We start from the raw sequence: 21,150 nt of genomic DNA, 5'->3' as shown, positions 1-21,150 counted from the left end.
ATCCCAGTTTATAAATTGGTTTACAGAAGTAATAAGAATCACCATATTTGAACTAAAAAATACATTTCAGACTTATAAAGTTTAATTCAGAAAGCTCGTACAACAAAAAGAGCCAGTCATAATTATAGGGCTGGCTCTTCAGTTTTCATCCATCAGTAAGATAGATGTTTTCTTTCTTTTTCAAAATATCAAGTTCTATTTTTGGAATAGGTCATCAATCGGTTGGTTTGATGATTGAAAGCGATTTAACAATCGCTTTCAAAGCTTAAACGATCATCACCTAGTCTTAGCTCAACTTCAGTTTCTCCTAATTCTTGTTCGATTTCATGCAAGTTCCAGCTGGCATTAAAATCTGGTAAACCGTTTATATTTATGATGATATCAATATCATTTGCAGTCCCTGAAGCTGACCAGGATCCATTCCATGTAGTGGTGTTTTCAACAACCGTTATGGTTCCATCATTGTTAAATGTAAAAACATATCCTGCATAGTTATCTTCAAGATCGGTATCATTTCTTGTTAAGTCGTCTACTTCAAATTGTAGACAAGCAGCAAAAATACGATCTAAATCAGCTGTTGTACAAGTATCACAATCGTCATCATCATAATCATAATCGTCGTCTTCATCACAACTGTCTTCAGCTGTTTCAATAGCATTTTCTAGCTCTTGAATAGTAGTAACGGTTTGCGTTGTTCCGTCAGCAAGTATCACGGTAATAGGGAAATTAATTGTTACTGACGCAAACTCCTCCAGATCATCTATAAAATCATACATGTCATTATCGTTATTGATGGTAATCGTATTCACTAACACGTTGTTGGTATCAAAAACTGACGCCGTAATAGGGTATTGAAAGTCAATGCATTCGATGTCATCATCATCGTCATTTTCATCTGTACAAGTTGCAGTAAGTGTTGCTAATTCAGTATCAGAGTTTACTGTTACTGTTGAATAATCTGCTAGAATTACTGTAATGGGATAGGAGATGACTACACTGTCTACATCATCATCGAATAGATCAATGATATCTTCAATATCCTCATATCCATCCTCGTCATCAATGATAAGTGTGGTGCCGTTTACGGTAACTGTTACCGGTAATTGAACACTTAAACAGTTGGCACTATCTATAATGTTATCTGCAGAACCATCATTGGTTGCAGTCTTACTCATAAGAAGTGCCACATTTGAGTTTGCGGTAATGGTCGCGTCTGTACGATCATTATTTAAACCATCATCTGTATCACAAGAAGTAATGCTTATTAATAATCCTACTAATAGGAATAAAGTGATTTTTAAAGTTTTCATGTTTTGTTTTTTTAGTGTTGGGCAGTTTTTATTATTTAGTTATTAAAATACAGCCTCTATAAATTAAAACAACTCAAAGATTGAAAGTCCCAAGAAATTTGTCGTTTTTCACGTTTGTTATTTAAACAATTCAATAGCAACGGGATAAAGTTGTAATTCATTAGTTTTATGATCTGTTAAGTAACCTATTCTTTTCTGTAGGAGTAGAAAAATATCAGAATTTATATGATGCTCTATTTTAGTATCTAGGTTTTTTACAAATTAGTTACTTATTATGGTTCAGATTATAGGTTGTGGAATGTATTTGTTTCCGCTTTCGCGAAAGCGTGCAATAAAAAAGCCAACCACAATACGGTGGTTGGCCTTCTAATTTATTGAGAATAAAAAATGGTTTTATGCTATTTAACAGTCGCTCAGAAAACTTAACTCGTCATCACCTAATTGCAAATCAAAATTAGCCTCACCTGGTTCTTGTTCTATTTCTACTAAGTTCCAAGTAGTATTAAAATCGGGTAATCCATTTAAATTTATAGTTACCGTGATGTTATTTCCTGTTCCTGAAGCGGTCCAAGTCCCATTCCATGTAGTTGTGCCATCTACTACGGTTAAGGTTCCATCATTATTGAAAGAGAACAAGTAACCGTCATAGCTATCTGTAAGGTCGGTATCGTTTCTTTCTAACTCACTTACTTCCCAGTCGGTACAAGTGGCAAAAAGGCTGTCCAGGTCATTTGTAGTACAAAAGTCACAATCGTCATCATCGTAGTCGTAATCATCGTCTTCATCACAAGTGTCCTCTGCGGCTTCAATAGCATTTTCTAGCTCTTGAATAGTGGATACGTTTTGTGTAGTGCCATCTGCAAGTAAGAGTGCAATCGGGAAGTTGATGGTTACCGCTGTAAATTGATCTAAGTCATCTATAAAATCATACATGTCATTATCATTATTGATCGTAATGGTATTAATGACATCATTGTTTATATTAAAAACAGATGCTGTTATGGGATATTGAAAATCGATACATTCAATGTCATCATCATTTTCATTCTCACCAGCACAGTTTGAAGCAAGTGCCCTTAATTCTGTATCAGAGTTTACAGTGACTGTAGAATAGTCTTCTAAAACCACTACTATAGGATAAGAAATAACTATGGAATCTATGTCGTCATTAAACGAGTCTATGATGTCCTCAATTTCTTGATAACCATCTTCATTATTTACGATTAAGGTGGTTCCGTTTACAGTAAGGGTTACAGGTAGTTGTACACTTAAACAGTTGGCACTGTCTATAATATTATCTGAAGAACCATCATTTAATGCAGTCTTTAACAGGAGAAGTGCTACTGCTGAATTTGCAGTAAGGGCTTCTTCTGCAGGAGGATCAATAGATAAATCATTTTCTGAACGACAAGAAGTGAAAATGATAAGCAATCCTAATAAGAGGAACAGTAAAGGTTTAAAAGTTTTCATGGTTCAGTTTTTATTTTGTGATCCTATTTTATAATAAGGTGTAGATAGTTTTTATTGTATTATAGGCTTCTTATTATTAAAACAACTCAAGGATTGATTCTCCCGATAAATCTATGTTTTTTATTTACCTTTCTAGACTTAAACAAAGAAAAACTACTCATTGCCTAGATCTCTGCATAAAAACATTTGCGATAAATTATATTTTTCAAAACTATATGAAAAGTACGCCCAAAGTTTGAGTAATATTCTGCTTTATAAATATGGAGCTTTGTTAAATCCAGCAGACAAAGTACAAGAGGCATTTATAAAGCTTTGGGAAAATTGTTCTAAAATAGCCCCAGAAGCAGCAAAGTCTTATCTGTATACCACTTCAACAAATATGATGTTAAACGAAGTGAAGCATCAAAAAGTAGTGCTTAAATATCAAAAGGTAAAACCTAAGGACTATACCAACGAATCACCTGAATTTATTTTGCGTAAAAAAGAATTTTTAGTAAAGCTCGAAGGTGCTTTATCTGATTTGAAAGAAGAGGAAAGAGTTGCTTTTTTACTCAGCAAGGTAGATGGCAAGACCCATAATGAAATAGCAGAAATGCTAGGAGTCACTAAAAAGGTGGTGGAACACCGAATATATGCCGCACTAAAAAAGTTAAAAAGCCAAATAGAAGAATTGAACCGAAAATAATTATGGGATATTTCTCAATTGAATTGTTTTATATATAGAGCATCATCTAATGGAAAAAGAATATTTACTTAAAAAATGGTTGAACAATGACTTGTCTGAGGCAGAGGCGAAGGCTTTTAAAGCTATAGAGGGCTCTGAATTATATAAAGAAATAATTGAAGAAGCACAACGTTTCAAAGGAGGTGCTCAGGAAAAAGTTGCTGATTTTGAATTTCTTCAAAGTAAGTTAAAAATTAAAAAGAAAAAAACTGTTCAATGGTGGAACCTGGCTACTAGAATAGCAGCTGTTTTTATACTTGGTATTGGGATTTACACCTATTTAGATCGAGACCAAATCAATACTTTTGCCACTATTACCGGACAAAAGGAATTAATTACTCTTCCAGATAACTCTATAGTCAACTTAAATGAAACCTCTGAGCTTTTTTATAATGCCTCTAAATGGGAGGATAAAAGGGTATTGAATCTTAAAGGGGAAGCCTTTTTTGATGTAGAAAAAGGAAAACGTTTTGATGTCATTACCAATCAAGGAACAGTAAGTGTTTTAGGTACCGAATTTAATGTGTTGTCTAGAGAAGGTGTTTTTAAAGTTTCTTGTTATGAAGGCTTGGTACAAGTAGCTTATAACAATAACTTAGTCCAAGTACCAGCAGGTACAGAATTTACCCTAGGATCTGGTAAAGTTTTGAAAAGTGATGTGTCGTTATCGCAACCTACCTGGTTGAACAATATGAGTGTTTTTGAAAATGCTGCATTTAAAAATGTGGTTCTAGAATTAGAAGATCAGTACCAAGTGAAAATTCAGTTTCCAACGGACACTACTATGAGTTTTACAGGAGCTTTTGAACATGATGATCTGGAGAATGCATTAAGATCTATAACGCAACCACTTGATATGACTTATATCATACGGAATGATAAGGAGGTAGTGATCAGGAATGGACATGAATAGATATTATATAGCTCTCCTAACCATCTTTCTAGCTTTTCAAACTTCATTTGGACAAAGTCAAATGCAAAAGGTGCCTATTATAGAGGTGTTAAATGAGATTACTGCAATTCATTCGGTAGTTTTTAATTATGAGAGCAGTATCCTCAAAGAGGTAAAAGTGTACCCCTTACCTAAAGAGTCCAGCCTTACCTTTAAGATTGAAAATCTCTCCGAGCAAACGAACCTGGTGTTTAACCAAGTTAGTGCTGCGGTTATAACTATTTCTGAAGCCATTAAATTTTGTGGGTTTATTTATGATGCTCCACTACAGCAGCCGCTTTTAGGAGCAACAATTTCTGGAAGCAAGGATGATGCGGTGAGTGATGCGACTGGTTATTTTGAGATCGATCTATCATCCTTGGAAGAAGTAGTAAGTATTAGATACATAGGCTTTAAGGCGATCACACTTCAAGCGAGTAAGTTTGATTTAGTAGAATGTGCTATCATTTCTATGTCAGTTGAACAGGAATTTATAAACACCGTGTTACTCGAGGCTTATCTGGTTAGAGGAATTGATAAAAATGAAGATTGGACCACGTCTATAGACTATAATAAGTTTAGTCTTTTACCTGGTTTAATCGAGGCTGACGTGCTGCAAACTGTTCAGGCGTTGCCGAGCATTAATAGTGTGGATGAAACCGTTTCAAATATCAATATACGAGGTGGATCAAATGATCAAAACCTCCTACTATGGGATGATATTAAAATGTACCAAACAGGTCATTTTTTTGGGCTCATCTCTAGCTTTAATCCTCACATGACTCAATCTACAAGTGTCATTAATAATGGAACAGATGTATCGTTTACTGATGGAATTTCGGGAACGATTCATATGCAGACAGATAAAAAAGTGAATTCAAATTTTAGCGGAAACCTAGGAGTCAATTTTTTAAATGCAGAATTGTTTTCAAATATTCCGATAGGTAATAAGTCTTCTTTACAAGTAGCCTCTAGAAAATCACTGGATGATCTTTATCGATCACCAACCTACAACAGCTATTTTGATCGAGTCACACAATATACAGAAGCTCAAAATAACGCTGCAGAAGTTAGCAGTTCTGATCAAGGATTTGATTTTTACGATACCTCTTTACGATGGTTGTATAGCCCCACAGACAAAGATGTGTTCCGGGTGAATTTTATCCTTCTTAATAATAACTTGAGCTTTAATGAAACAGCTCGTTTCAATGGAAATTTACAGACGAAAGAAAGTAGCGCATCTCAAAACAGCATCGGCGCAGGAATACATTACAAAAGACAATGGAAAGAAGATTTTTTCACCAGTTTTAGCATTTATGAGAGCAATTACAAATTGCGTTCTATAAATGCTGATGTGCTATCTCAGCAATTCTTTTTACAAGAAAATACAGTTTCAGAAACAAGCCTTAAAGTTGAAAATGTAGTCTTAAAAAATAAATGGCAATTCAAACTTGGATATAGTTTTACGGAAACTGAAGTCATTAATTTAAGGGATATTGATTTGCCGCGATTTGTAAGACGTGATGAAGAAGTTTTAAGAGAACATGGAGCTTTTGGACAGACCTGGTTTACTAATGCTACAAAAGACTTTTCAGTTCGCGCCGGAATACGGGCAAATTACCTGACTAAATTTAAAAAAGTAATTATAGAACCTAGGTTAAGCCTGCGCAAGACTCTAGGCGATCATTTTGAAATCGAAGCATTGGGAGAATTTAAACATCAAAGCACATCGCAGATTATCAATTTTCAAAATGATTTTTTAGGAATTGAAAGCAGACGATGGCAGCTTACTGATAACGAGAGCATTCCTATTATGGAAAGCAAACAAGCCTCTTTAGGCGTTCTCTATAAAAATAAGGGTTGGCTGCTAGACGCCAAAGCTTATTACAAAACAGTAGACGGTATTACCACTCAAAGTCAAGGTTTTACTACTAAATACGAATTTGAGAGACAGCAGGGGAGCTATGATGTTTATGGAGCCGAATTTCTGCTGAGGAAGAAGTTTAGAAAATTCAGCAGTTGGATGAGTTATTCCTATCTGATCAACACTTACACTTTTGAAGGTCTAGAAGAAATTCAACTCCCTAGTAATTATGACCTTACGCACTCGTTTACTATGGGAAGTACCTATAGCATTGACTCTTGGAATGTGTCTGCAGGGCTTAATTATAGAACTGGAAAGCCCACTTCCATACCTTTATTGGGAAATGAAGTAACCAATGGGAATGTAAATTTTGACATAGCAAACGAGCAACGATTACGTGATTATTTAAGAATAGATGCTTCTGCAGTTTATAAGTTTAAAATTAGCGACAGGTTCCGGTCAGAAATTGGCGCTTCTCTTTGGAACATATCGAACAGACAAAATGTGATCAATAACTTTTTTAGGGTTGATGAGGCTAGTGAGGCCAATCAATTTTCAAGATTTTCATTGGGCTTAACTTCCAATATGGTTTTTCGTGTTTATTTTTAAGTCCAATAGCAATAGATGTTGGATTTGTCTTGATTTATTGAGCTAGCAACATAGAGCTGTCTTCTAAGTTAATTTGGACTCTTGATAAACTGCTTGTGACTTGATATCCTATTCTTCTAAACAGGTTTATCCTATGGACTTTATATAAGCTTCCCATAGAGCATGGGTACTGTTGATAGTCATTTCTACATCACCACAGCCACAATAAATTTGAGCTATAAGCTCGCCTTGTTCCAACTTATTAAAAAGATATGATCGGTTTTTTGAATATAAATGGACAGATTATTTTCCACATTTCCATGGGAGTAATCCATAATTCTAGCTTCCTTAATGATTTTATCTGAGCCACATTTTTTACAAGTTATAGTTGATTTTTATGGGATGGTAATGGTATTATAAATACCTTATAAAATCGCAGGCATCGCAAATGTACGCGACCTGTTACTCCCGATATTGTTAAGGTATTTCCCAGATGAGCTATATACTATCACCTATCTTTTGGTGTAGAAATCAGCTTTAAACAAGTCTAAATTTTGATAAAAAAAATTAATCTGCCGTAGCTCTTAATTTTAGTCCTGTTTTAATTTTCTTTATCGTCATTTAGGGAAACGGAAGAAATGGCTAACTGGCACAAATAACAGCAACTAATGTGATAAAAGTCATTTTATCTTCTTTTGCTATAAAGCCATAAATGGATAGTGCGGTTGAAAGTGTTAAGCCAATAATTAATGCTATAGTTACCCCCTTATTCAAGGTCAAGCGAGATCGGAGCTGTTTCTTTGTTTTGTCTTTTAAATCGGTATCTCTCCTATCATTTTGTTTTTTAATTAAGAGCTAAAATTGTTGTACAAGTTTTTAAAAGTAAGCTGGAAATGCACTGACGCAATTTTTTCGGTTGTGGAGAAATCTCATACTTTTTTAAAGCTATAAGTTGCCTATAATAAAGTAAATAGCACCAATTACTAAAAACAGATACCTATCAATTATTAAAAATAATCATTTCTTTCTCTATATACTAACCCATATTAAGAGTCCTTTAATAATCCCTCTTTCGCCTGGAGCTGTATCAGGAAAAAATTTTATTTTAAAATAAAATAGAAAGCGGTGTCAAAATCATAAAAAAAGACCCCGACAAAAGCTGGAGTCTTCTCTTAATTTTAATCTATTGTAGGAGAGAGTTAACAACTACTCTTTCGTGAAAGCGCTATGCAAATATTACAACCCAAAATTAATGCCTACCACAAAGGCGCCATAGCTTCTACCGCTGGTCATGCTGTACACATAATCCACACGGAAAGGTCTAAATTTACCCAAACCTATATTATCAATCCCAGCACTGGCCTCAAAGTAGGGCTTGCGGTCTGTAAATAATGCTTTACCGCTTAGAATCAGATCGTAGTTCAACTGGTTCAATCCAGGGATTTTACCCAATACAAAACCCTTAAAATCGTGCTGTAAGTGGAATTGAGCATAATCACCATTGGTACTGTAATCGTAGTAATTCAATAAGCCAAAACCATAAGGATTCAATGCTTGTAATTTGTAACGCAATCTATTGCCGTTAAAATGCTGGTAGTCCACAAAAGAGATGTCTTCTCCATTGAGAAAAGTACCGCCATTTACCCAGTAACTACTGCGACCTAAGTTGCCCATATCAAAGCTTTGGAAGAGGTTTGCACTGAACTGGTGGAAGTTATTGCGACTGTCATTTGCTCCTATACCACCTTCATATCTCAAAGAAATAGTTGGGTATTTTTCATTGCGTATGTTGTACTTCTGGTCTGGGTAGCTCTGGTACTTCTGTCCAGGACGTATGGTCAGTCCCAAACCGACTTTAAACAGTTCGTGCTCTGTTATAGAGGCAAAACGGTTGTTGTCTAGCGCTACAGGATTGTTACTCGTATAATCCACATCACTCTGTGTGAACCACACCTGGTCTGTGGTGTTATTAAGCGGTTGTCTTTTTTCATAATTAGCGCTTGCCGTTAAGAAAAACCCGTTTGCTATTTCCTCATAAAAGCTCGCTCCGGCAAAATCCACTTCGTAGAATTTGGCAAAATTACGCTCAAAGGCCAGACTGGAAAGGGTGTTTTCTAGTGTGCTGATAGGTTCTGAGTTATTGATTTGTCGAGCTTCTGTCCCAGCAGTTATGGAAATGTTTCTTTTATTAGTTCTATTGAATCTGTAATTAGCGTTAAGCGTATATCGCAATCGGTCGTCTGAGATCCCGTAATTGATATCTGTGCTCACATAAAGACTACGGTTGTAATCGTCATCATAGCCTTTGGAATAGCTCAGTCCAGTTCCTATCACATAACCTTGCACGGTATTAAATCCTTTAAAGGACCCCAAGTCCAAGAGTCCATCATAGCTCAATCTTTCGTTTTTCTTGCTGTTTCTATAGGTATACCCATTTAATGGATCTAAGATCTTGAATTTATTATTGACCCTATCTACACTGTCTTTATATTTGGGGTCGTTGCGTACGGTAGCGATGCTGTCTTTTTTCACATACTCTTTATCTTCTTCTAGGGTAAGAGGGACGGGGCGTTTTTGATTCCAATAACTGCTGTCTTTCTTATTGGCATCTTTTTCAAAACTTAATACCTCTGCACCAAAGGACTTTTTATCAAAGGCAGGCTTAAAATCGTAATTCGTATAGTTGGCCAGGAACCTACCATTTCCTTTAAATCCGAAAAACCCAAATACAAAATCAATACTCTGTGATCGTTTTACCCAGTCACCACTGCTAGGCTCATAAGTAAAGTCTTGGTTAAAGGTAAGTTTCTCAATGGCTGGTACATTGATGTTCTCGCCCAGTGTGCTTAGTTCCAAACCATAAATGGTCCATTGATCTTCTACGATGTACAGGATTCCGTTAAAAGTATTATCCTTAGGACGTCGCGAGATCACTTCTATTTTATTAATTAAGAATTTGTTCTCATCGTAGAAAGTACCTAGCAATTTGTATTTGTAATAGCTAAAAGCATAGTCTGCAATAGGAGAGACGATGCGGTTATTGAGGTCTATATTGTTGTTGTAAAAATCAAAGTTAGCGCTTTCAGCACTGTTAGCGCTAAAGCCGTTATCATCTCCAGATATTTTACTGGCGATAATACGTTCCTTAAAATTATTAGGTGCTTCATAAGCGATTTTAGAAACCGTTTCAGACAAATAGATCACACCACTGCGAGATAACGAGTCCAAAGACCCTTCTAAGTCGCCTATTTCTTGTCCCAAAAATTTTTCAGGCACATCTTCCATACGCCAGATTCCGCGAGAGTAGAAGTCTGCTTTATAGCTAGAAAATTTCTTCCGGTTGGCTTCTCTGTTAGCAATTGCTTCCCGTATGACGCGGTCTGCTGGGTTTTCATTAGAGTTGACCACCACGGTGTCCAATGTGGCAATTTCTTCTTCTAGTACCACGTTTTGAACCTGTCCATTTTTTGTAAAAGCGACAGAAATGGTTTTGGGCTGGTATCCTAGCGACTGGTACACGATCTCGTAGGTCTGAAATTTGTCTAATTTCAATGTGTAACTCCCATTTTGATTGGTCGTTGTTCCTGTGTAAGTGCCTTTGATGTAGATGGAGGCAAAGGCTATGGGCTCGTTGCTCGAGTCAGATAATGTTCCTGTGAGTTGCGCTTTCGCGAAAGCGGAAACGAGCAAAGCAATCAGAAAGGCAATAGCAGTTTTAGTAATAAAATTCATTTGGGTGGTTGTTTGAGTGCAAATTAATAAAGCTCATGTTAATTTAGGTGTTAACGACCTCTATCTATTGTTAAGACGAGATAAATCTAACAAAGTTGCCTGAAAATGAAGAAAGTTTTTTAATTTTCCTTTCCCCTCCCGAAAGCTTTCGGGACTAAAAGAGGCAAAAATAAAAGCTTTTTATAGCTTCTAGCATCACAACAGCCTTTGCCTAGCGGTATGATGCATTCCTATCACTTAGGCTCTTCGTATGCAAGAAGAGAAAATCATAATATCAAGTTACTCCCTTCCCACAGATGGCATACACCAACTACCTTTTTTCCTTCATAAAATCTATAGTTCTAGTGATAGAGCAAATGGTACAATTCCCTAAAGTACTTTCTTCCCTAGGGAAGATAAGCGTTGGGTGTTTTGTGCTCTGGTCATAACCTCAAGAGCTTTTAGAAACCAATATACCAAGTATTTGTCTTGGCATGTTTAGTTGTCATCGAACTCACAATTATGTTATTCAGTAACAGCATCGAGAATAAATGTAGACATTTTCAATGCCAACACGAACAGCAGGCAGTTTAAAGCTCAATTACCTTTTACTCTTTTTTATTATGCCGCTGCACAACGGTATCGGCTAGAATCGTTCTCGATACTGGATACTATTTAAATCTTGCCTTTCCCCTCAGCCAGAGGTGCCTTGCTGAGCAAAGTCCAAGTAGAAATCAAATTGCTCAGGGATACTTAAAACCAAAAGGCTTTGATAAATTGTTTATTCCATCAAAAAGGGGCGGTATAAATACGGCCCCTTTTGATGTTTTATACGTAAAGCCTAAAACTATGTGCGATGCATTTTTTTAATCTGATCCATACGTTTTTTATTATCTCGATCTTTCATCGTCTCGCGTTTATCAAATAACTTTTTACCTTTTGCTAGGGCAATATCTATTTTGGCAAGACCTTTTTTGTTGACAAATAATTTTAACGGAATAATGGTGTTACCAGAGTTAGCTACTGCTTTTTCTAGCTTCTTTAGTTCTTTGCGATTCAGTAATAACTTGCGCTCAGCTTTGGGAGCATGGTTGAAATAGGTAGCATGAGAATATTCCTGTACCGTCATATTGATGATGAACAGCTCATTGTTCTTGAATTCGCAAAAGCCTTCAGCGATACTGGCCTTACCTAATCGTATGGCTTTGATCTCCGTTCCTGCGAGTACTATTCCAGCGGTATATTTATCAAGAATCTCGTATTCAAATCGCGCTTTGCGATTCTTGATTTCTATTTTATTCTTAAAATCCATAATTAACAAATATACTTGAATCGATAGCAGAATCTCTTATATCTTTGTGAAATGAAAAAGAATATTTTACTACTCTTTGCGATCACCACTTTCCTTTTTTCTTGTACCACTAATAAGCCAGATGCACGTGCTATAATGGATCAGGCGATGAAAGCCCATGGTACCGCTATTGCTGCAGAGGGAACTTTGTCTTTTAACTTTAGAGGGATTGATTACTCCGTAGAACGCGACAATGGAAATTTTGCATACGAACGTCATTTGATGATAGGAGCAGACACGATCTTGGACCGTTTGGATAATAAGGGTTTTTCCCGTTACCGCAACGCTATTCAGTCACCACTCGCAGATTCTCTTTCTACACGTTACTCGGCAAGCTTAAATTCGGTGATCTATTTTGCCCAACTTCCTTATAGTTTGGATGGTGATGCCATCAAGATAAAATACATTGCTCAAGATACGATTAAAGGAATAGCCTATCATGAATTGGAAGTCACCTTTAAAGAAGAAGGCGGTGGTGAGGATCACGAAGATAAGTTTATGTATTGGGTAAATACACAAGATTATAGGATCGATTACATGGCTTATTCGTACTGTGAAGAAGATTGTGGTTACCGCTTTCGCGAAAGCGAGAACCGCAGAAACCTCAATGGTGTAATTCTACAAGATTACAACAACTTCAAAGCTCAAAAAGGAGATCCAGATCTTTCAAAAATGGATGATCTGTTTGAAGAAGGAAAACTTGTAAAATTGAGCGATATTGATTTGAAACTTGCAACGTTCGATAGCAACTAAAACCTCCAAGAAATTAGTTCTATTTTCTTAGAGCCATAGTTTTTTTGGAAATGAGAGTTCACTATGATTTAAAATATGCTTTGAAAAATGCTATGTTTTGTTCCCGAGATAAATCAGCAGTTTATTTATTGTAACGAGGGGTCGTATTAGTATGAAATCCTTGATTTACTTGTGTATACCTATAGGCTTGATGTACTCTATTATTTGCTTTTAACACTTTTTTAAAAGCAGGCCATCCAGGATTTACTCTGGTATTTAATGCGCCATAATGAAGTAATAAAGGGGCTTTATTTTTGCAGCGTCTTCACCATCAGGTGGTCTCCCGCAATAGGGAACAGCTGCTCTTAAATCTGTTAGTCTAACGGCCATCATATTAGAAATCCACCGCCAAAACAAAAACCAACCACACCTGCACGACCATCACAATTTTTATGCGACCCGAGGTAATTATAAGCAGCGATAAAATCTTCTAACATTTCGTTTCTATCTCGCTTTTTTGCAGTGTTCTACCATCGTCATCATTTCCAGGATAGCCTGCAAGCAGACTTCAAGCGTCTGTTGCTGAAGATATTAATTTTTCTTTTGTTGTGCGACCTGCCACATCTTCCATATAGGGACTTAAACCCCTATTTTTAGGTACCACAATTACCCTTGGCAGCCTTGTTTTAAGATCTTTAGATGGAGATAATGGACCTTTTATGGTTCCACCACCTTAAGGAGAGTCATAAGTAATACAATCAGAATCTAGGGTTGGGTCGTCTGGTGGAACTAATAAAGTGTCTTTATAGTTAGGAGACCTAAAACTGACCAATCCTCCTAAGGTTTAACCACCAATGGCATATAAAGATAGTTTTTCTGCAAATTACCTGCTATGGAGTTTGTTGAGCGCGTAGTCATCATACCAATCAAATACTTATTGTTTAAGGTCTTCTTTTTTTAAATTTTTCATTACTGCAGCATTTGATTTAAAGTTAGCATTCTTTTAAATTACTTATTTAAAAGATGATTTGGTGGTTTCTTAGTATAAACCTTTGCAGTGGCCTCTGTTTTTTTCTTGATTCCATGTCGCAGATACTGCAATTTTTAAGACAACAAAACACGAAGAAAGCAAAAAGCTCTAGAGTTGATCTAGAGCTTTTTTTGATTTCAGTTTTTGTATCTCAACGAGGCTAACATCAACTTCTAATTTAAATAAAATTAAGAAGGAACTATCCCAACACCTCATTCAATAAGGCAGCAAGACGTACGCCACCTTTTTGTAATTGACCACGCAGCTTGTTGAAGTATTCATACATATACCGGTAACTTAAATCAGCTCCTTTTTCAGTATTTGCATAGATGTCTTTTACCATTATGCGACTGTCTTCTAGCCAGTCTCTATGAGTACCGCTTCCCATGGTTTTACGCTGTTTTCTAGTTAAGTAAGGCATGTTGCTAGCTAATTCAGTATAAGACATACCGTAGCTTTCTATCATTTTAGAGTCCCAGACACTGTGTAAATTAGTGCCACTTCTAAACCATTGCACTTGAAAATCGTTACCCCCTTTATCCTCACTTAATCCAGTGTGTAGCGGCTGGTGAAGGTCTCCTATAAAATGAATCAACATGCGCAATTGAAAAGCCTTTTCTTCTTTAGTGGCGGTCTCTGATTTTAGAGTGGCAATACAGGTATCTATCGCCTGAATAATATCACCACGTTCATTTTTAGGATGGTATTCATAATCGGTTTCAAACGGAATATTCACATAATGTTGTGGGCCATATTTTCTATATAGGCTATCACTTTTAATCTCATCTGCATAAGTTGAAACAAAGGCAAGTGATTCTCCATCGAGTAATTTTGCAATGGCTTTTCTGGCTTTTTTAGTCAGGTACTGCTCTGCAATGGCACCGGTAGTTCTATGCCCTGTTTTCCCCCAATCGTCAGCATAGGCATGAAACGTGGTGCATAATACAACAAGAAATAATAAGAATTTGCGCATAAGTAATTTTTTAAACGAAGGTAAGATGTCGGGTTCATTATAAGGTTATCCTAGCGTTAAAAATCCATTATAAATAATAGAATCAAACGGTTTTCTTAAGCTGCGGATTAAAACACAGCTCTAACATTTTATATATTTCAGGATGCTTTCTTTTCATTAATTGAGGTCTAGAAAAGAAGTATTCTGAGGTCACAGCAAAGAATTCTGCTTGATTTGTGGCAGCGTAGGACCTGATATCAGACTTGTCGTTATTGATAGCTTCCATTTCTTGATGCATAAGATTCATCCATGGTAGGATATAGGATTTATCAAGGAAAGCCTCTGGAAGTCCATTAGTCTGCCCATCTGTTTTATCCAGTAGGTGAACAAATTCATGAATACCCGTATGAAGTTTATCAGTATTATTTTTAAAACCGTGGTATAAAGCTGTTCTAGAAAGAATCATTTGTTTTTCAAAACGTCCTGTACCCACAAGGCCAGCTATCATGCGGTCTGCGTGATGGTCTGCATAGCCCAGGTTTTCATTAAAGTTTTCAGGATAGATGATCACGCCGCTTAGGTTGTTATAAGTCCATTCTTTAAATCTAAAGACCGGTATCACAGCACTTGCGGCTACTAGAATTTGGTCTAACTCTTCCAGTTCAAAACCTACGGCATCTATATAAGTTTCTTTTAGAAATGCAGCCATTCGTTGACGAAATACCTTTTGTTCTTTATCATTTAATTTTTCATAAAAATAAACGTATTTTACTAATGGCTTATGCCAATGGGGCTGATCGGCAACCCTTTTGGGAGCATCCTTTTTAAAAACTAAAAAATAAAGAAGAATTGCAGCTAACAACGGTATGATGAAGTAGATCATAAAAACAAATTAAAAATCAAAAGTAACATCAATTCTAATGGCAGTGATCAAAAGGTACTCTTAATATCTTTATCATTAAAGAACCTTAACTATATAGGACAACAGTTCGGTAGGCTTTTTCTACAATTGAGTCAGCTAAAATAGCCGCTTCTCTTTTCATATAGCATCTTTGGGGTGTTCTAAAGGAATAAATTACTTTTAGGTCAAATAAAGAAAACTACATGTTCCTTAAAAAGATTTTTAAACTTATATGGGTATCTGCTTTAATCGCTTTGTCGATTAGTGTTATCAACTTTGTGACCACGGGGAGTCTTAATTCATGGCCTGATGAGATAGAGGCTTACCTAACTAACTTTGTTTTTAGTATTTGCATAACAGCTGTAAACTTTGGTTTTTTTGACGTTTTAGGACGATTCTATACTTGGACTGAAAATGGAATGAAACGCCTGCTAATAGGAGCAATAGGAAGTGTAGTACTTACCATGATCACCCTTTTTGTGGTGCTATTTTCTTTAAGGGTATTGTATTATGGACAACCTGTTGAAGCGTTTTTTGAACAGCAAAAGTTAGAATGGTATTTATTTGGTTTCACATTTACCATGTTTATGTCTGTTATTTTTCATGCCTTTTATTTCTATAAAGAATTACAGGTAAGAAAAGTAAATGAGCAAAAAGTAATCGCCAGGTCTGCAACAGCTCAGTTTGACGCCTTAAAAAATCAGCTGGATCCACATTTTTTATTTAACAGTCTAAATGTGCTGGTTTCTTTGATTGAAGAGAACCCAAAAGCAGCTACTAAATTCACCACATCACTTTCTAAGGTATATAGGTATGTATTAGAACAACGCAATAAGGAATTGGTCTCTGTAGATGAAGAATTAAACTTTGCACGAGCTTATGTAGGATTGCTTAAAACACGTTTTGAAGACAGTATTCAAATCGACATCCCAGAAAAGAGCCATATTATAGACGCTCAGGTGGTACCCTTATCATTACAATTATTACTAGAAAATGCTGTAAAACACAATATAGTGAGTGATAACAAACCTTTAAAGCTTCGTATTTATGAAGAAGGGAATCAACTGATTGTTGAGAATAACTTACAGAAAAAAGAGGTTGCAAGAAGCGGTAGTGGAGTAGGACTTCAAAACATTGCTTCTCGTTATCAATTGCTCACCGACCGTAAAATGAGCATTGCCGAAGATCGTAAACATTTTAAAGTGCAAATTCCTATTTTAACTAACACTCCTGAAAAAGTAACCTCAAATAACGAAGATATGACCGCCGTGGAAGATATTAAATTGGTCAAAGCAAAAGAACGCGTAAAAATCATCAAGGATTATTATGATGATGTGGTAAAGACCATAGGGATCATTTTATTTCTAGCTGCTATCAATTATTTTTCTTCAGATTTTCCATGGGCGATTTTCCCAGCTATAGGAATGAGTATAGGTTTGTTGTTTAAATACCGGCGTGTTTATGAAAAGAACGCATTTTTAGGCAAGGGATGGGAAGACCGCAAGATTGATAAATTATTGAACGATAAAAACTTTTAATATGAGCACTTCAGAAACATATCAGGAACGTTACACCAGAGCTAAGGCTAGAGTGGAACAAATAAGATCTTTTTACAACCACCTTTTTGTTTATATTATCGTAAACACAGGAATCGCATCGCTTAACTATTATCAAAATGAATGGGAAATTGTTTGGTTTCTATTTCCATTAGGTGGATGGGGAATAGGTCTTATAGGACATGCAATAGGTACTTTTAGCTCCAATCCATTTACAGGAAAAGATTGGGAAAAGCGCAAGATTCAAGAACTTCTAGAAAAAGAAAATTAATATGAAAGCTGTAATCATTGAGGATGAAAAGCCCTCTGCTAGGAGGTTAAAGCGCATGCTAGAAGTTTTAAATATTACCCCAGAGGTGATGTTGCATTCGGTGCAGGAGTCTGTAGAATACTTGTTAAATCATCCTGCACCAGACTTGATTTTCTTAGATATACAGTTGAGTGATGGCCTTTCTTTTGAAATTTTTGACCAGGTGCAAGTAGATAGTGCCATCATTTTTACCACAGCCTATGATGAGTATGCTCTCCAGGCTTTTAAGTTAAACAGCATTGACTACCTTTTAAAGCCTATTGATGAAGAGGAATTGAAAGTAGCAATAGATCAATTTAAGTTACGCTTTCGCGAAAGCGAGAACACTACCAACCAAGGTGCTACCATCAATTTTGAAGAGATAGCAAAATTACTGGGCAATCCCATAGAGCGCAATTATAAAAGGCGGTTTACAGCTAAAGTGGGAGAGCACCTCAAACTATTTCATACCGATGGGATACAGTTATTCTACTCAGAGAATAAAGGAACCTACTTAAATCTGGAAAATGGGAGAAATTATTTGATCGATTCAAAACTAGAATCACTGATTGATGAACTGGATCCAAAACAGTTTTTCCGTATCTCTAGACAAGCGATCATTAATATTAATGCTATTGATGATATGATTTCTTATACAAATTCAAGAATACAAGTAAAAATAAATTCTTTTAAAGAACTGGACTTAATCGTTAGCAGAGAGCGAGTTAAGGAGTTTAGAATATGGCTAGAGAAGTGAATTCTTAAGTATACCTCTTAATTTGGTAACGCGTTGGCAAGGTTTTAACACAGCATTTAAAACCGCTACTGTCTTTCTCTCGTAAATGGAGTATAAATTAATTAAAACCATTTTAAGATGAAAAAAATTGCCCTTTGGTCCACACTTGCGATAGCAGCTATCGCCGGTTCTTTAATCGCGGCTGACCACCTCGACGCTCCCAATGTGAGAAACATGAACACTGATATTGCAGACTTTTTTGCTTTTGAAGGAGAAAATTCCACATCTACTACTTTTATTGTCTCTTTACCAGCAGGTAGCGCTGCGTCAAATTTTGACGAAAACGTGATGATAGAGATTAATATTGACAATACAGGTGCAGATGTACCTGGAGCTTTTCCTGCTTCTGTAGGAGTAAGTGAAGATTTAGTAATTCAAGCCTTAAGACAAGGAGATAAAATGTACTTTTTTGGACCTTATGCCCCAAATTCTACTACATTGAGCAGTACTATTGACACGAATGAAGCTATAGGTAGTGTTACTATAGGTTCACCAGGAGAATTATTAACTGGAGGGATACACGCTTTTGCGGGACAACGTCAAGATGCTTTCTTTTTTGATTTCCAACAATTCAATACAGTAGCAGGTACTGCACCAGCTGAGGGATTTGGATCTACAGGTACCAATGCTTTTTCAGGAGCAAATGTGAATGCGATCGTATTAGAAGTACCTAATGTGTTACTAGGAACAGCTCCTACACACCTTGCTGATCAATTCCGTGCAGGATTAGGCGCGCCAGTTTATGGCTTACCTAACTCTTATAATGTATGGGTAGAGACAAAAAGAAGAAACTAAAAGCAAATCAAGTTAAGTTTAAATTTTTAAAAAAAAAATACAATGAAAATATTCAAATATATAATGGCAGTAGCCGTAGTTGCGACACTTACAGTAAGCTGTAGTGATGATGATAATCCAGTAACTGGACAGCCAGCAACAACAGATTTCTCAGGGACATTTACTACCCAAGATCAAATGGGACGTCCAGGGATCAACACAGTTCTTTCTGGTTCTGATGCCAATAAAAACAACTTTAATATTACTACTCCTGCAAATCAGATCGCTGCCTTTTCAGGGGAATTCAATAACACGCTAGGAGCATATTACGCAGCGTACGGAGCTAGTTTTGAAAATAATATTTTAGGATTGGATCAAGCGCAAACGACAGCAGTACTTTCTTTAGATGTACTACAAGTTTCACCAGATGCACCTACTTCATACTTTACTTCTACTAGCAGTTTCTTAACTGGTCGTACGTTAGAAGATGATGTAATTGATGTGTCCTTAATCGTTCTTTTCGGTGGTAACACTGGAGCTCGTTTTGATGGAAACAATGGAACACCTAACTTAGTATCTGATAATGTTTCTCAAGAAATGGGAACCAGCACGAGTACATTTCCATATTTAACACCAGCTCAGTTTTAATAAATTGATTATTTAACAAATGCCGATTCCTTTTATGGAATCGGCATTTTTAATTCCTTACCACTATGAAATTCCTATATGCATTTTTGACACTACTTGTGATTACGTCTTGTAAGAAGCAGAGCGGTTCAAACATAACTTCTACACCTAAAATAGTAACAGCCTCAGCTGATTACAATTCTTATTTAGATACGAACGATTCATTACCCGTAGTAAAACTAAAAAGAGAAATAGATAGTCTAGAAGCTATTATTCAAGTAAACCCTACAGGAGTGTTGGATTTAGGTCGTTTAGCAGCTAAGCTCAACTTACTTTATGATCTTAAAGGAGATGTAAGTAATCTCAACAGATCAGTTCAAATGCAAGAAGCCGTAGTAGCAAATAGGTATATCAATCCTGATAATTCTAAATACAACCTTGCCCAAGCCTACATCAAACAACATAAATTCAAGACTGCAGATAGTTTGCTGCAAACTTTTACCAGAAGTCCACTCGCTAGAGAAAGTCAGATGGTATACTTTGACATTGCGATGGAATTGGGAGATTATTCAAGAGCCGAAAACATGTTGGATCAACTCACAAATAGCAAAGATTACAACTATTTGATCAGAGCAGCAAAATGGAATGATAATAAGGGCGACTTGAAGGCTACCATAAGACTAATGGAAAAAGCAAAAACCTTAGCAGATCAAAGTGGAAATCCATCCATACAACTATGGAGCAATTCTAATATTGCAGATTACTATGGCCACGATGGTCAGATTGAAAAATCCTATGATCATTACCTTAAAACTTTAGAATTAGATCCAATGAATACCTATGCCCTAAAAGGAATTGCATGGATTGTTTATTCTTATGAAAAAAATTCTGAAGAGGCTTTGCGTATTTTAAATAAAATAAAAGAGCGCCATCCTTTACCAGACTATGATCTAGCTATTGCAGAAGTGATGGAGTACCAAAACTTTTCCAATGAAACAGAACCTTTGCGTATGTCTTTTTTAAATGAAGTTGAAAAGAAAGCCTATGGAGCGATGTACAATACGTATAAAGTGGAACAACTGCTTTCTGGAAACAAATTGGAAAAAAAGAGAGCTTTAGATACTGCTAGAGCTGAAGTTAAAAACAGATCTACACCAGAGACTCAAAGTTTATTGAGCTACGCACTTCTCAAAAACGGAAAGCCACAAGAAGCACTCATCAACCAACAGCAGTATGTTATAGGCAAGACCTATGAACCGGTTGCACAATTGCACACGCTTGAAATTTTAATAGCAAATGGCAAAAGAGAAGAAGCTTTGGAGTACAGTAAAGATTTATCTGGTGCCGCCTATGAGCTGGGACCAATTACCATAAAGAGTTATAATGATATGATCAATGAAATTTAAAACCAAAGCCTCTGTAATTACGTAAGTAGTAGTAAGAGAAAGAAAACTTTGTTTTTTTGGTTGGTTAGTTTGGGTGCCTGATTCGTAAAAGAGTCGGGCACCTTTTTTGCTTTAAGCTTTGGTACCCTTTTAAAATCC

At 36.2% G+C, this 21,150-nt stretch carries 16 protein-coding genes and 1 pseudogene; 10 read left to right on the top strand and 7 right to left on the bottom strand.

Annotated elements, in window-relative coordinates:
- Nucleotides 1–245: 245 nt before the first annotated feature.
- Nucleotides 246–1,310, bottom strand: coding sequence for a hypothetical protein (locus F0365_RS15195; RefSeq protein WP_169934479.1), 1,065 nt, complete (start codon nucleotides 1,308–1,310; stop codon nucleotides 246–248).
- A gap of 402 nt (nucleotides 1,311–1,712) precedes the next feature.
- The gene (locus F0365_RS15190) at nucleotides 1,713–2,780 is read right to left on the bottom strand and encodes a hypothetical protein (RefSeq protein WP_169934478.1); all 1,068 of its coding nucleotides are present in this window, start codon (nucleotides 2,778–2,780) and stop codon (nucleotides 1,713–1,715) included.
- Nucleotides 2,781–2,940: 160 nt separating this feature from the next.
- On the opposite strand from F0365_RS15190, the gene F0365_RS15185 reads away from it, so the two are divergent.
- Genes F0365_RS15185 through F0365_RS15175 form a run of 3 tightly spaced genes read left to right on the top strand, consistent with a single transcriptional unit; the run spans nucleotide 2,941 to nucleotide 6,908 of the window.
- Complete coding sequence (locus F0365_RS15185) at nucleotides 2,941–3,465, top strand: RNA polymerase sigma factor (protein ID WP_169934477.1); 525 nt, start codon at nucleotides 2,941–2,943, stop codon at nucleotides 3,463–3,465.
- Nucleotides 3,466–3,514: 49 nt separating this feature from the next.
- Complete coding sequence (locus tag F0365_RS15180; RefSeq protein ID WP_169934476.1) at nucleotides 3,515–4,417, top strand: FecR family protein; 903 nt, start codon at nucleotides 3,515–3,517, stop codon at nucleotides 4,415–4,417.
- Complete coding sequence (locus F0365_RS15175) at nucleotides 4,410–6,908, top strand: TonB-dependent receptor plug domain-containing protein (protein ID WP_169934475.1); 2,499 nt, start codon at nucleotides 4,410–4,412, stop codon at nucleotides 6,906–6,908. The genes F0365_RS15180 and F0365_RS15175 overlap by 8 nt, the downstream gene beginning before the upstream one ends.
- Nucleotides 6,909–8,123: 1,215 nt before the next feature.
- Here the strand turns inward: F0365_RS15175 and F0365_RS15170 are convergent.
- Together F0365_RS15170 and smpB are read right to left on the bottom strand one after the other, a co-directional pair.
- Nucleotides 8,124–10,619, bottom strand: a complete 2,496-nt coding sequence (locus F0365_RS15170) for a DUF5686 and carboxypeptidase regulatory-like domain-containing protein (RefSeq protein ID WP_169934474.1) — start codon at nucleotides 10,617–10,619, stop codon at nucleotides 8,124–8,126.
- 826 nt (nucleotides 10,620–11,445) lie between these two features.
- Entirely contained in the window at nucleotides 11,446–11,910 is a 465-nt protein-coding gene (smpB, locus tag F0365_RS15165) for an SsrA-binding protein SmpB (protein WP_169934473.1), read from the bottom strand.
- Between the two features lie 51 nt (nucleotides 11,911–11,961).
- Here smpB and F0365_RS15160 point away from each other — a divergent pair, with 51 nt between their 5' ends.
- A complete protein-coding gene (locus F0365_RS15160; RefSeq protein ID WP_169934472.1) occupies nucleotides 11,962–12,702 on the top strand; it encodes a DUF6503 family protein in 741 nt (246 codons plus the stop codon).
- Nucleotides 12,703–12,823: 121 nt separating this feature from the next.
- On the opposite strand, the pseudogene F0365_RS15155 reads toward F0365_RS15160, so the two are convergent.
- The 3 genes and pseudogenes from F0365_RS15155 to F0365_RS15145 form a co-directional block, all read right to left on the bottom strand.
- A pseudogene (locus F0365_RS15155) lies at nucleotides 12,824–13,651 on the bottom strand (dienelactone hydrolase family protein).
- A 259-nt stretch (nucleotides 13,652–13,910) separates the two neighbouring features.
- Entirely contained in the window at nucleotides 13,911–14,684 is a 774-nt protein-coding gene (locus F0365_RS15150; protein WP_169934471.1) for a S1/P1 nuclease, read from the bottom strand.
- Nucleotides 14,685–14,766: 82 nt separating this feature from the next.
- Nucleotides 14,767–15,546, bottom strand: a complete 780-nt coding sequence (locus F0365_RS15145) for a zinc-dependent peptidase (RefSeq protein WP_169934470.1) — start codon at nucleotides 15,544–15,546, stop codon at nucleotides 14,767–14,769.
- 221 nt (nucleotides 15,547–15,767) lie between these two features.
- Here F0365_RS15145 and F0365_RS15140 point away from each other — a divergent pair, with 221 nt between their 5' ends.
- The 6 genes from F0365_RS15140 to F0365_RS15115 all read left to right on the top strand — a co-directional run bounded on the left by F0365_RS15140 (nucleotide 15,768) and on the right by F0365_RS15115 (nucleotide 21,012).
- The gene (locus tag F0365_RS15140; RefSeq protein WP_169934469.1) at nucleotides 15,768–17,102 is read left to right on the top strand and encodes a histidine kinase; all 1,335 of its coding nucleotides are present in this window, start codon (nucleotides 15,768–15,770) and stop codon (nucleotides 17,100–17,102) included.
- Nucleotide 17,103: 1 nt separating this feature from the next.
- Nucleotides 17,104–17,391, top strand: a complete 288-nt coding sequence (locus tag F0365_RS15135) for a 2TM domain-containing protein (RefSeq protein WP_169934468.1) — start codon at nucleotides 17,104–17,106, stop codon at nucleotides 17,389–17,391.
- A 1-nt stretch (nucleotide 17,392) separates the two neighbouring features.
- Complete coding sequence (locus tag F0365_RS15130) at nucleotides 17,393–18,166, top strand: LytR/AlgR family response regulator transcription factor (RefSeq protein ID WP_169934467.1); 774 nt, start codon at nucleotides 17,393–17,395, stop codon at nucleotides 18,164–18,166.
- Nucleotides 18,167–18,283: 117 nt separating this feature from the next.
- Entirely contained in the window at nucleotides 18,284–19,000 is a 717-nt protein-coding gene (locus F0365_RS15125) for a DUF4331 family protein (RefSeq protein ID WP_169934466.1), read from the top strand.
- 42 nt (nucleotides 19,001–19,042) lie between these two features.
- Nucleotides 19,043–19,627, top strand: a complete 585-nt coding sequence (locus F0365_RS15120; protein WP_169934465.1) for a DUF4331 family protein — start codon at nucleotides 19,043–19,045, stop codon at nucleotides 19,625–19,627.
- Between the two features lie 65 nt (nucleotides 19,628–19,692).
- Nucleotides 19,693–21,012: a tetratricopeptide repeat protein gene (locus tag F0365_RS15115; RefSeq protein WP_206071288.1), complete on the top strand. Its 1,320-nt coding sequence runs from the start codon at nucleotides 19,693–19,695 to the stop codon at nucleotides 21,010–21,012.
- The last annotated feature ends 138 nt before the right edge of the window (nucleotides 21,013–21,150 follow it).

Origin of the sequence: Nonlabens sp. Ci31, from assembly GCF_012974865.1 — a bacterium.
Taxonomy (GTDB): Bacteria; Bacteroidota; Bacteroidia; order Flavobacteriales; family Flavobacteriaceae; genus Nonlabens.
The sequence above is the reverse complement of the archived record's forward strand: the minus strand, read 5'-3'. Positions and strand labels throughout refer to the sequence as shown.